Source organism: Pectobacterium polonicum (genome assembly GCF_005497185.1).
Lineage (GTDB): Bacteria > Pseudomonadota > Gammaproteobacteria > Enterobacterales > Enterobacteriaceae > Pectobacterium > Pectobacterium polonicum.
The window spans coordinates 112,538-124,190 of record NZ_RJTN01000013.1 but is presented as its reverse complement, the minus strand read 5'-3'; the positions used below and the strand labels follow the sequence as shown (position 1 = coordinate 124,190).

Here is an 11,653-nt window from a genome sequence, read left to right as displayed (position 1 = left end):
CAGTCGTCAATCATCTTGCCCTTACCGCTGGATTGGGAGACGCGGCGGTAATACTCCAGCGCCTTGGCTACCCCCCCCTGCGCGATACCGGGCGTGTAGCCCTTTTTCAGCAAATCCTCGCGAACATGTTTTTCGATAAACTCCAAGTGGTTCATTGGTCAAAACTCGTTAAAAAACACCGTTGAACATCGTCACGGTACTGTCCAGAACAGCAGCCCAGCGATCGGGCGGCGCCAGCTGAATCAGCGACATAACCCCTTCCCTTATTTTTTGTTCCAAGTCCCGCAGTGGTTCGCCCAGCAACGCGGCCTGCTTTGCTTCAGAGCATTCGCGCGACGCAGCGGCCACCAGCTCCGCCCTTGTCTTGCCCTTTTTCAACCCGTACTGGCGCGCAATCTCGATCGGCATTACATCAGCGATAACAGGCGCTAACTGCTCGATGTATCCTGCATAGCGCTTCGAGTTGAACGGGTTATCCAGCCAGCGAAACAGGTTCTGCTTATTGTTCCGCGCTGAATCGCCAAGTTGCAGACCGCGCCCACCACGACGGCGCCATTCTTCAACCACCAGCTGCGCGATCGCCTCTTGCGCTTTACCTGGCAGAGTTTTCTGCCAAGCATCCACAGCGTCACGAACAGCAGCGTGAGCAGATACAGACTGACGAGATTGATTTCTGGATTTCAGTAATCCCGTTTTTGCGTAGTTATCATCCTGATAAATTTGCGTATGCATTATTTCCGTTCCGTGGTTTTGGTTGGTTTAGGTGGAAAGACGCTGTCCAGAGTGCAATCACCGCCCAGCTTGTTAAGTGCCTCGACGATTACGCGGCATTCAATCAATCCGGGATCACGCAAACTGGCTTCGTAGTTGGAGAGACGAGAGCGCCCCCAACCAAGCACTTTTGCGAACTGCGTTTGAGATAGGCCGAGCTTCTGTCGCTCGATAGAAATGTTGTTCACTGTTTTCTCCTCACAAATTGGATAAGAGAATTAGACACAAAACGTGACTAACAGTCAATAACAATACGTGAATACTTTGATTGCCACGTTTCGTGGTAGAATTTGAGGCATGAAAACAATGTCAGAAGTCATCGGCGAGAGACTTAAAGATCTCCGGACAAAGAAGAACTTAAGCCAAGCGCAACTCTCAAAGTTGTGCGGATGGGCTACGGCTTCGCGCGTGGGTAACTACGAGCTAGGCACAAGAAGCATTGGCGCAGATGATGCCGTTGTTTTGGCAAGAGTATTGGGTATTACCCCATCTGAATTACTGTTCGGTGAACCAGGGGATTCATCTCAGTGGTTGACCGATCAGCAAAGAACGATGCTCGAACTTTTTAATCAGCTTCCCGAGGCCGAGCGCGAACGCATGATCGATCTCTTTCAGCTCCGACTGAAGGAACTGGATGAATATGTGGAGAAGTATCTCAGGGGTAGGTATAAGCCCGCAGAATAGTAGTTGTTTAATTTGCACACAGCGCGAATCCAACACAGATCGGAACGCATCATATTTTTCCAGGGGAACAGTGGTTTGATCATCACTATTTTTATCATGGGATTCATATGGATAAAGACAAATCGCTACTTCCGGGTCAGCAGTTAGAAATTGATATTTTTCCTGTAAAGGAAGTAGAGAGAGAAGGTATTCAAATGGGGGTGCTCAATAATGGCTCCCCCTATCTTACTATGAGAGGTCTTGCTCGTTTGTGCGGCGTAGACTCGTCGGCAATAGTAAGACTGACTACCAACTGGATCGAAGAACGTCAAAAACCCCGCGGACAAAAAATCGATCAAATATTACTGAAGAAAGGGATTAGGCTTACTCAGTTATATTGGAATGTCACAGTAAATGGCGTTGAAGTAAGAGCCTACCCAGACTCTGTTTGCATGGCAATTCTGGAGTATTATGCCTTTGAAGCAGGGCAAATAGACAACACAACAGCTTTAAAAAACTTTAGAACACTTGCAGAGAATACACTTAGAAGATTCATCTTCTTAAGTGTAGGTATTGATCCCGAAGATCCCCAACGGGGGGCTTGGAAATGCTTTCATGAACGATTGCAATTAAATGCTCAGATTCCCTTTGGGTATTTTTCGGTGTTCAGTGAAATGGCCGATCTGACACTCAAGATGATTAATGGTGGTTTCGATTTTGGGCCAGCATCAGTTCCAGATATCAGTGTAGGTATTGGCTGGGGAAAGCACTGGTCTAGCTCAAACCTTGATGATAAATATGGAAAAAGAACTAAACACCCTCACGTTTATCCAGACTGGTTCCCACAGCATAGGGCTGGCCCTATTGAGGCATGGGTTTACCCAGATGATGCTTTAGGTGAATTTCGACGCTGGATGCAACAATCTTATCTGCCAACAAAATTCCCTGCATATATAGCAGTGAAGGCAAAAGAGGGGGCTATACCCAATTTCGACGCGGTCAAGCTACTCAACCAAGTGAAAAAGCCAGAACTCCCTAGACACTAACCCATTCCCATCCCGCTCCGGCGGGATTTTTTTTGCCTGAAATTCACGTCAAACCAACCCCTCGATCCCGATCGCATTTGTGCGCACGCGATTGACACAATTTGTGTTTGACATATCAGACACGATATGTGACTATTATTTCACACAACGCAGCAACGCTCTAACGCATAACCCGCTGAGCAATACCCCGAGTTACTCAGTGATGCGGAAGGGCTAAGTAGCCAGCCTGAGGCGCAAGAACATGACGGCAGTTGCTGGAAGTATTGAGAGCGTTTCGCGGTGTGGTAGGTAAGGGTTCGCTAGTTTTTCGAGTTTTGGAGCGAAGTAGTCCCCTGACCATGCCGACCGCACCAGCGAAACGCTCTATGTCAAACGCGCAGCAGGTTTTAGTAACGTTCCGCCAGCCGGGCGACAACGGCAAAGGTGATTATGGATAACAGCACATTCTTTAAAACGCTGGGCACCATTATCGGTTTGTACGCGGTAGCCGTGATGTTGATGGCTGGAATGATAGCGGTGATTGTCGCCGTGTTTCATGGGTGAAAGCATGATTAATCAGCAGCAGTTACGCAGAGCGCAGCGGCTAGCAGGTAAAGCGGTTCGGCAGCGCAGCAGTAAAAAATGGGATGCGGCAAATCGCATCATGGCAAGGGCCGTAAAAGGAGTTGTTTGATGGAAACACTATTTGCGCTGGTTCTCGTCATCTGTACGACTGCCGGCGAATGTCACGAAGCCGTACTCGGTGTTTACGACACGAAGCAGGATTGTGTCGCTGACATGTACGACCAGAGAGTTAACGGCGAGTGCTGGCCAGTTGAAGGGATTATCAGGGCTGACGGCCAACGGCCTACAACAAAGTAATCGAGTTTTGACCAATTGCTATTAGCTGGCGGATTGCTGGCATCAGGGAAAAAGCCACACGAACGGTGAAAGCCCGGTCCGGAGACGTAACCGGAGATTACATTGAAGTGCGCTGCTGCCGAGGTGGAAGCCCTCGGATAACCAAGAGATCAGCCGGAGTAGCGCCCGGCACACAACTCTACTGAATGAGGATGCGAGGATGGAACAAGCATACGAAGAATATTTCAACAGCCTCAAAGAAGGTGATGAGGTGTTGAGCTTCGCTGAATTTGTTGAAGCGTTGACTGGCAAAAAAGGAACCGAGTGACTTCACCCTGCGCCTACCTGCTTTATGGGCGCATGAATGAAATTACTGAATTTGATTTGGAACGCTCTCCACCTGACGGTTTCTGCGGAACTGAACGGCGTGTTCTCCTGACGCATAGAGAGTCAATGCTAAGGCCGTCCGATGGCGCGTAAACGGGGTACGCATGAACCCTCGAAAACCACGGATAAAACAGTGCCGTCCGCTCCACGTTACAGAGCACCACAATCAAAGAGCGCGGCGGGCAAAAAAGACTGCTCCACCCTCAACAAAGGAAATGCCGGTTCCTGAGGTGCACGGGGAAACCTGTCGAACAGTGGAGATTCCGCTCTTTTTGATTGTGGTGTTCTCAAGCGAGATGCAGCGCCGGCCGACGCAAAGACCCGAGAATCGGCTGAGTCACAGGTACTGGTGACCAATACCAAAACAGAGCGGCGGGAAGTAAGCGACGGTAGCGCGTCGGTGCCACAACCGAATCACGTTAGGACCGTGATAGCTGTGCCTAGAAGTACCTTGTTATTGCTGTGTGTAGTCTTTCGGCGGTGCGGTTTCTCTTTGCCAATCCGCCGCTTTTTAAAACGCAAAAACCCGCCTAAGCGGGTTAGTACGCCAACATTCCGACCAAAGAACATTGGAATCGAGTTTTGAACAATGACCACTACCTGATGGGAGCTATCAAAGTCCCGGGTAGTCTACTATCCAAAGGAGCTACAACGCAATGAATACGTATGCGTTTCTAATCAAAGCAAAAGCCAAATCAGAAAAGAAAAGTCTCTTCTGCTGGCTCTCTGCTAAATCCGACTCACGCGCAGAGCGTGAAATCATGAACGTTTTGGAAGATGCCGAGATCGCAACTGGTCGCGGCGGTGATTATAACTTGCCGCTTCGTACTGACTGGTTCGTCGTTGACGATCTCCCTGAGGAAGGCACTCTGAATGACACATGGTGTGATCGTTACGAACTGAATGATGATGGTAAATCGTGGCGCCAGATTCCTAAATCTGAACCAGCGTCAACCAATATTCAGGATGATCATGCAGCTGTCGCAGGGAAAACCGCATCGGCTCAATTATCTGACACCGCAGCAACTGACGGCACAATCACTATCGATCAAGCATCATTCGTTCAGAAAGTGCTGGGCGCCTGGTTGTTCGGCTCGTTCACTAAATTGTTTGCTGGCCAGCAGAGCGATATTTCTACGCTGCAACACGACATGGACGCGACGTATGTTCAGAACCTGCTGCTGGCACTGAATAACGCTAAAGAGCTGTTGCAGGCGCAACACGTTTTTCCTGAGACGCTTTTCAGTCTGATCGATTCCATCCAATCAGTATGGGTGCCGGACGGTAAAGCCCCGCCTGTAGGTGATATCGTTTCATTCTCGAAAGAATGGCTGAACGCGCGTAATGAAGATTCCGGCCTTGAGCGTTCGGGTCCGTATCGTTCAGAAGTTACAACGAAGTGGGCGAAAAAATCAGGTGTGCAGCGCACTGAGTCAGGGGCTATTGCTGGTGATGGTAGCAATACCGATCGCGGTTACACCCACACTTCAGACACTCTTGATATCGAAATTGCGCTATTCACGACACCATTTGATTTCGATATCTACAATATTCCCGGTCCTGTTTATCGCCGAGCCAAAGAGATTGTCGCAAATAAAGAGCAACCATTTAAAACATGGAGCCTAGCGTTGCGACCAATGCCGGGTATTTTGAATGTATCCAAAGCAGGGATAGGCGCCCTGATCCGCAAGGCTAATCAGGATGTAATTTACTTTCCTGAAAGCCTCCAGCGATATATTAATTCAACATTGACTGCTGAGTATTACACGACGGCGACACCAGAACTGTTAGCGCAGGCACGTCACACTCCCGCCAATTCATCTGAGCAAGAGAACGCCGAAACAAACGAAGAGCCAGGCACTCAGCCTCAGGTTGAAAACCTCGGCGGCGGCATGTTCTCTGTAGATGGTTTAGTGAATGAAAGCCAGCCCCCCAAACAAACACAGCCGCTATCCATCGTTGACATGGCGCGTCAGCAAGCCGCCACGAAGACGCTGAATGAAGTAAATCAACCCAGTAGCGAAGCCCCCTCCAATGAGGGAGAAAGACCAGAAAATGATGGGGTGGGCAATGTGCAGATGGAAGCGACTGGCAATCAGCAAGTCAAAACTAACCCTCAGATACCAGAAAATGAAGGCCCTGATGCGGGAACGATCGCAGACCAATCAGCGCAGACGCAGCAAGTCGAATCTGTAGCCCTTGATAACGACTCGAACGCTTTGCTTCATGAGCGGGTAGCTCGACTTGAACGCATTATTGCGACCATCGGAATTGCTTTTACTGAAGAGAGTGCGCAATGAAAAAGCATTGCGACCACTGCCTGGCTCTGCGCGAAAGCACAGATCTGAAAACGTACCCAGTAAAAGGATACATGGGCGTTTCTCAAATGTGCTTTTGCAAATATAAGTCCTGCTATCAGGACCACGTGAAGGCACGCACACCACATCGGAGACGTGCATGTTAACTCATCAATTGAATCGCGAAACAGCGCTTCAGTGTATCGCCTTGATATGCCTGAACAGCGGTTTATCGCCCAATGACCTTGAATTTATCGCGCATCAGCTCGCAGAGCATGACGCAGTTTGTGACGCCGTTACCGATGGAGAAAAGCATGCTACGAGTAATTGATACCGAAACCACCAGTTTTGAAGGTGGCATTGTTGAAATCGCAAGTGTGGATATCGTTGACGGTGTTATCTGTAATCCGATGAGCGATCTGGTTCGTCCGCCAGAAGCTATTGGCTTTGAAGCGATGGCAATACACCACATCACTGAAGACATGGTTGCCGGCGCTCCGTTAATTTCAGAAGTGATTGGTAAATATCTGGGTGCTGATGCGTATGTTGCGCACAACGCGGCATTCGATAAATCGAAACTACCTCAGATCGATTCGCCGTGGATTTGTACGATGAAGTTAGCGCGCAAATTGTTTCCCGAACATGCCAGCCATAGCAATCAGTATCTTCGTTACAGCCTCGGCCTTAAGCCTGAAGTACCTGAGGGTCTGTATGCGCATCGCGCGCTGTATGACTGCTATGTCACAGCGGAACTGCTGATTTACATGGGTAGAGCGGCTCAATGGACCATGCGGGAAATGCGGGAAATCACCAACAGCCCCTCCCTTCTTCATGCAATGCGCTTCGGTAAGCACAAAGGAAAAACCTTTGCCGAGCTATCGAAAGAGGACCCGGGCTATCTGCGCTGGTTGATTGGCAGTGACATGGATGAAGACATTAAACACACCGCCAAGCACTGGTTAGGCGGAGGTATCTAATGGGTACGCCAGTCTTGATCCTGGGTGATTCGGGTGCGGGGAAATCTTACAGCTTGCGTAACTTCAATCCAGACGAAGTAATGCTGCTTCAGTGCATACCGAAGATGCTGCCATTCAAATCAGTGGGGTGGAAACTGCACGGCAAATTACTGCCCGATGGCACGAAACAGCGCGGGAACGTTCTGCGCGCTGACGAATGGGAAATTGTGCTGGATACGATTTATCGCATGGTGAAATCACCGACACGCCGCGTGCTGATCATTGACGATTTTCAAGTTGTCATGCAACACGAAAACATGAATCGAGCCTATCAGACGGGATATGCAAAGTTCACTGAAATGGCGGATCACGTCTGGCGAATCATTACTGCGGCGACGCAATTACCCGATGACTTTCGTGTTTACTTTCTGGCTCACACAGAAGAGAGCGAAGGGAAAATCAGGATGAAAACCACAGGGAAAATGCTCAATGAAAAGCTTACGCCCGAGGGTTATTTCTCAATCGTCCTGAGAGCCATCAAGAAAGATGGCAAGCACGTATTTCTGATAAAAGGCGATGACAACGACACTGCCAAAGCGCCACCTGACATGTTCCCGGATAAAACGGAAATGGATAACGACCTGAAAGCGGTCGATGTGGCTATCACCGAATTTATGACCGAATTATAAGGACCGAAAATGAATCAACCAAACCAACCAATGAGTTTTACCTGGAACACCGAAGCGGCGGAAATGGCTAAAAAGGCGGGTGCGTCTGGCGGCATCGGTGAAACGGGTGCATATGAAGGCGTCATAACGTCTGCAATCTACACGTTCGGCCGTGACGGGAGTAAGTCGCAGGCGCTTGAACTCTCATTCGACTCTAACGGCTCCAAAGCAAACTATTTGCGCATTAATTTTGTCGGAAAAGAGGGTGGGCAAACATTTGGAATGGGGCTGGTCTCTGCTCTCCTGTGGGTTGCCCAGGTCAAGCAGGCGCAGCCAATGCAGGTGCCAACATCCGAAGGGTTTGAATGGCACTGCCCTGCACTGGAAGGGAAAAAAGTAGGATTGTTTTTGCAGAAGGTCCTGTACACGAAACAAGACCTGTCAGACGGATATAAGTTTGAAGTGCGCCACGTATTCCAACCCGGAACGCGCCGGACATACGCGGAACATGCCGAGAACGCACCAGCTGAAGTGGTCGCTAATCTGGAAGCCTCAATGAAAGATAAGGATGAACGCACCCATGACAATCGACAGTCAGCGTCCCCGTATGGTGTGAGTCGGTCTAATCCGTACGCGCATGATCCGCAAAACAGCATCCCAAACTCTCGCTTGCAACAAGCAGCAGCGCAGAGTCAGGTGGTGGATTTTGATGACGATATCCCGTTCTGAGATTGACCTTATTAGTGGGGAGGTTCGCCCTCCCCGCTAAAACTGATTATGAGAAATCTAAATCACCCAAATTTATTGCATAACGTAATGAGGCAAATATGGGAAAGCTCATCACGCTGAATGAATGGTGCGAACGCCATTATTCAAAAGACAGCCTGCCGAAAATACAGACGCTACAACGCTGGGCGCGAGCTGGGAAAATTTACCCAGCACCAGAAAAGCATGGTCGAGAATATCGAGTTAGCGAAGATGCTATATATATCAACCCGAAAGATTACAAGCTGTCGCGCCGGATAATTGCCGAAAGAAAAGGCTTTAATTCAGATTTAGTGAGGAGAATTATTAATGGCAAGGACGACAAGGTATGACGCTAACTTGCCGCGTAACCTCACGTATCGTAAGAAATACAAATCATTTTATTGGCGAAATCCGTTAACGGGAAAAGAAATATCTCTTGGACAGATCGCGCGCAGGGATGCGGTTAGCCAGGCTATAGAGGCAAATAGTTTTATCGAGCAGAATTTCTCCCCTGTCGCTCTTATTGAAAAACTAAAAGTAAGGCACGAACTTACGATGACTGAATGGCTTGAACGTTACGATGTTATTATTAAGCGCCGAGACTTGACTGCTAACACTTACAAAGCACGCGCTGGACAGCTTTCTACAATTCAGCAATCGCTGGGAGATAAAATACTAAATAAAGTAACCACGAAGGATATCGCTGGGTTTTTGGAGATTTATTTGCAGCAAGAAAAGTTGTCAATGGCCGCAGGTTTCCGGTCTGTTTTATCTGATATTTTCCGCGAAGCTATTGTTGAGGGGCATATCGACAATAATCCAGTGCTGCCAACGCGAACACCCCAGCCGAACGTAAAGCGAGAGAGGCTGGAGCTTGAGCAATATAAAGCTATTCGCATCGCTGCTGAAAAGCAGTCCTTGTGGTTTCAGTTGGCGATGGATTTAGCACTCGTCACCGGTCAGCGCCGAGAGGATGTTGCTGCAATTAAATTCAGCGATATTGTTGATGATCGGCTACTCATCGAACAGGGGAAAACCGGAAACAAACTGGCTATCCCTCTCGACCTGACAATCGATGCTATAGGGCTACGTTTATGCGATGTCATTGAGCAATGCCGTAATGCCAGCAGTACGGATTACATGATTAGCGTCGGCATTAGAAAAAATAGCCCCAACGGAGCTGTAGAACTCAATGGGCTAACAAAGGGGTTTGTTAAAGCGAGAAATGCGTCAGGTATTGAACTGAGTGAGAAGCCACCAACCTTTCATGAGATAAGAAGTCTGGCTGGCAGGTTGTATGAGAAGGGGCGCGGAAAGGAGTTTGCGCAAAAGTTACTTGGTCACAAATCAGTAAAAATGACAGAGAAATATCTGGATACGAGAGGTAAAGATTACGTCTATTTATAAAAGACCGTATATCGAATTTCGTGGATTTTTCGTGTATTTTCGTGTAAATAAAAAATAAACCATTAAAAATCAATAAATTAAAAAAAGACCGAATACGATTCCTGTATTCGGTCTAGGGAAATGGCTCTTGGGAGAGCCGTGCGCTAAAAGTTGGCATTTATACAAGCTGCACTAGCCTTGTACCTTAAGCGTAGCCAACTCCACCGCGTTTTCCAGCTTCAACCCGTTCGTAATTATCACAAATGGAACAGATTTCACACTTTACCTTAACCAGATGGAAGTAATTAGTTAACATTAAATAGGTAAATCAATCGCTTCATGGCTTACCCTCTGGCAAGCATAATTGCTCTGCTCGCTCGATAAATGGCTGAAGGCTTTTCTTCTGTCCAGGGTGCTTAGGATCGTCCAGCCAAATCACGTCTATCGGTTGTGCACTTACCTGCCCGGACTTCATCTGCTCAATAGCAATATCGTTTAGCGGATATTGCATCAGCGTCCCAGTATGTAAGGCATACAGCGCATTGCCGGGGCGACAAATCAGTTGAACTTCTTCGCGCGTAAAAGCCCAGCGATCTCCATATTCCAGCCGGCTGATATTTGCCAGTTTGGCGGCAGCAAAAGCATTCGCAGAAAGTGAGGTAAGCACGATTGATAGCAAAAATTTCTTCATCATGGTATTCCCGACATGCGTATTCAGACAATGATGTGTGTGAGTTTTGCAGCCTTATCCAGATCACAGAAAGACAGCATCAAACCTTATAAAACATAAAGTTGTATATCACTACTCACGCGATCATAGCGACAGAGAGAGATGAAGTCGAGCGCGAAGCAAAGAATAAAATCGACTGTGCGATATAAATAGGAAGGTCGTTCGAGGAAAGAAATGACGGGATAAAAAGAATATTATCCCGCGTTATTCAAATGCACATTGACTGACAAAAGCGTCGATTGCCGTTAGGCTGACGGTGCCGCCGCAGACATTTTTTTCAAGTCCTGATCGATGAAGAACAGACCGCCTTCACTCGCTTTGACCAGAGCTAATTTGTCCAGGATAGAACGGAACAGTTTTTCTTCTTCATGCTGTTCGGCCACGTACCATTGCAGGAAATTAAATGTAGAGTAATCCTGCAAAGCCATCGCTGCATGTGCCAGCTCATTAATTTTTGCTGTAATCAACTGTTCATGTTCATAGGTCAACTTGAAGACATCAGCCAGTGAATCAAAATCAATCGGCGGTGCAGCAATCGCACCTAACACAGGCAGGCTTCCCGTATCATCCAGATAGTCAAACAGGCGCTGCATGTGCTGCATTTCTTCCTGAGAATGTGTCTTCAGGAAACTCGATGCGCCTTCAAAACCTTTGTCACCGCACCATGCACTCATTTGCAAATACAAATTCGCGGAATAAAACTCCAGATTAAGTTGCTCATTCAGCTTCTGAATCATTTCTTTTTTTAACATAGTAACTCCCTATTTTCCCGGCAGGTGAAATTATTTAGGGCATTATGCCTGAAAAAACAAAATAAAAAACACTTTATTAACAGCAACAAAATATTAATACAATAAACATAAAAAACAATATGTTAGCATAATTGCTATTGATATTTATTATCAATTAAGGTGATTTAAAATGTATTATTGCGAATCATTTTTATTACCAAAAAATTACAATATCGAACTATATAATTTACGGTAAATCTGTATTAAAAATGATTCCTATTTCGTAATCAGAATAATAAACATCCACATGACAAGGTGATCACTTGCCATTTTCCTGTCGCTACTTTACCGTGACACCTATCAGTCTGTGACCAATAGGTAGGAGAACGCGGTATGGGACATAATCTGGCAGAATTGTCCAAAGAGGATAT

At 47.4% G+C, this 11,653-nt stretch carries 13 protein-coding genes; 9 read left to right on the top strand and 4 right to left on the bottom strand.

Features of this window, described 5'->3' with window-relative positions:
* Positions 1 to 168: 168 nt before the first annotated feature.
* Complete coding sequence (locus EDI29_RS14275; RefSeq protein WP_137741412.1) at positions 169 to 732, bottom strand: toxin YdaT family protein; 564 nt, start codon at positions 730 to 732, stop codon at positions 169 to 171.
* On the bottom strand, positions 732 to 959 hold the full coding sequence (locus EDI29_RS14270) for a helix-turn-helix transcriptional regulator (RefSeq protein WP_103164467.1): 228 nt from the start codon (positions 957 to 959) through the stop codon (positions 732 to 734). Before EDI29_RS14270 ends, EDI29_RS14275 begins: the two co-directional genes overlap by 1 nt.
* 109 nt (positions 960 to 1,068) lie before the next feature.
* Here EDI29_RS14270 and EDI29_RS14265 point away from each other — a divergent pair, with 109 nt between their 5' ends.
* The 9 genes from EDI29_RS14265 to EDI29_RS14225 all read left to right on the top strand — a co-directional run bounded on the left by EDI29_RS14265 (position 1,069) and on the right by EDI29_RS14225 (position 9,782).
* Positions 1,069 to 1,455: a helix-turn-helix domain-containing protein gene (locus EDI29_RS14265; RefSeq protein ID WP_167494515.1), complete on the top strand. Its 387-nt coding sequence runs from the start codon at positions 1,069 to 1,071 to the stop codon at positions 1,453 to 1,455.
* A 107-nt stretch (positions 1,456 to 1,562) separates the two neighbouring features.
* Entirely contained in the window at positions 1,563 to 2,480 is a 918-nt protein-coding gene (locus EDI29_RS14260) for a BstA C-terminal domain-containing protein (protein WP_167494514.1), read from the top strand.
* A 672-nt stretch (positions 2,481 to 3,152) separates the two neighbouring features.
* On the top strand, positions 3,153 to 3,341 hold the full coding sequence (locus tag EDI29_RS14255) for a DUF1482 family protein (RefSeq protein WP_137741410.1): 189 nt from the start codon (positions 3,153 to 3,155) through the stop codon (positions 3,339 to 3,341).
* Positions 3,342 to 4,363: 1,022 nt separating this feature from the next.
* Positions 4,364 to 6,007, top strand: coding sequence for a RecE family exodeoxyribonuclease (locus EDI29_RS14250; protein WP_241664933.1), 1,644 nt, complete (start codon positions 4,364 to 4,366; stop codon positions 6,005 to 6,007).
* Between the two features lie 311 nt (positions 6,008 to 6,318).
* Positions 6,319 to 6,981: an exodeoxyribonuclease X gene (gene exoX / locus EDI29_RS14245; RefSeq protein WP_137741409.1), complete on the top strand. Its 663-nt coding sequence runs from the start codon at positions 6,319 to 6,321 to the stop codon at positions 6,979 to 6,981.
* Entirely contained in the window at positions 6,981 to 7,649 is a 669-nt protein-coding gene (locus EDI29_RS14240) for a DEAD/DEAH box helicase family protein (RefSeq protein WP_102117844.1), read from the top strand. Before exoX ends, EDI29_RS14240 begins: the two co-directional genes overlap by 1 nt.
* A 9-nt stretch (positions 7,650 to 7,658) precedes the next feature.
* Positions 7,659 to 8,357 (top strand): hypothetical protein, encoded by a 699-nt coding sequence (locus EDI29_RS14235; RefSeq protein ID WP_137741408.1) that lies wholly within the window; start codon positions 7,659 to 7,661, stop codon positions 8,355 to 8,357.
* 98 nt (positions 8,358 to 8,455) lie between these two features.
* The gene (locus tag EDI29_RS14230; protein WP_137741407.1) at positions 8,456 to 8,725 is read left to right on the top strand and encodes an excisionase; all 270 of its coding nucleotides are present in this window, start codon (positions 8,456 to 8,458) and stop codon (positions 8,723 to 8,725) included.
* Positions 8,703 to 9,782, top strand: coding sequence for a tyrosine-type recombinase/integrase (locus tag EDI29_RS14225; RefSeq protein ID WP_137741406.1), 1,080 nt, complete (start codon positions 8,703 to 8,705; stop codon positions 9,780 to 9,782). The genes EDI29_RS14230 and EDI29_RS14225 overlap by 23 nt, the downstream gene beginning before the upstream one ends.
* A 316-nt stretch (positions 9,783 to 10,098) precedes the next feature.
* Here the strand turns inward: EDI29_RS14225 and EDI29_RS14220 are convergent, their stop codons facing one another.
* Both EDI29_RS14220 and ftnA read right to left on the bottom strand, forming a co-directional pair.
* Entirely contained in the window at positions 10,099 to 10,455 is a 357-nt protein-coding gene (locus tag EDI29_RS14220; RefSeq protein WP_137741405.1) for a YebY family protein, read from the bottom strand.
* Between the two features lie 281 nt (positions 10,456 to 10,736).
* Entirely contained in the window at positions 10,737 to 11,243 is a 507-nt protein-coding gene (gene ftnA, locus EDI29_RS14215; protein ID WP_015840082.1) for a non-heme ferritin, read from the bottom strand.
* Between the last annotated feature and the right edge of the window lie 410 nt (positions 11,244 to 11,653).

Coding starts and splice junctions, on each gene's coding strand:
- EDI29_RS14235 (WP_137741408.1), top strand. CDS start 7,659: ATGAATCAACCAAACCAACCAATGAGTTTTACCTGGAACACCGAAGCG.
- EDI29_RS14275 (WP_137741412.1), bottom strand. CDS start 732: ATGCATACGCAAATTTATCAGGATGATAACTACGCAAAAACGGGATTA.
- EDI29_RS14230 (WP_137741407.1), top strand. CDS start 8,456: ATGGGAAAGCTCATCACGCTGAATGAATGGTGCGAACGCCATTATTCA.
- EDI29_RS14225 (WP_137741406.1), top strand. CDS start 8,703: ATGGCAAGGACGACAAGGTATGACGCTAACTTGCCGCGTAACCTCACG.
- EDI29_RS14250 (WP_241664933.1), top strand. CDS start 4,364: ATGAATACGTATGCGTTTCTAATCAAAGCAAAAGCCAAATCAGAAAAG.
- EDI29_RS14240 (WP_102117844.1), top strand. CDS start 6,981: ATGGGTACGCCAGTCTTGATCCTGGGTGATTCGGGTGCGGGGAAATCT.
- EDI29_RS14265 (WP_167494515.1), top strand. CDS start 1,069: ATGAAAACAATGTCAGAAGTCATCGGCGAGAGACTTAAAGATCTCCGG.
- exoX (WP_137741409.1), top strand. CDS start 6,319: ATGCTACGAGTAATTGATACCGAAACCACCAGTTTTGAAGGTGGCATT.
- EDI29_RS14220 (WP_137741405.1), bottom strand. CDS start 10,455: ATGATGAAGAAATTTTTGCTATCAATCGTGCTTACCTCACTTTCTGCG.
- ftnA (WP_015840082.1), bottom strand. CDS start 11,243: ATGTTAAAAAAAGAAATGATTCAGAAGCTGAATGAGCAACTTAATCTG.
- EDI29_RS14255 (WP_137741410.1), top strand. CDS start 3,153: ATGGAAACACTATTTGCGCTGGTTCTCGTCATCTGTACGACTGCCGGC.
- EDI29_RS14260 (WP_167494514.1), top strand. CDS start 1,563: ATGGATAAAGACAAATCGCTACTTCCGGGTCAGCAGTTAGAAATTGAT.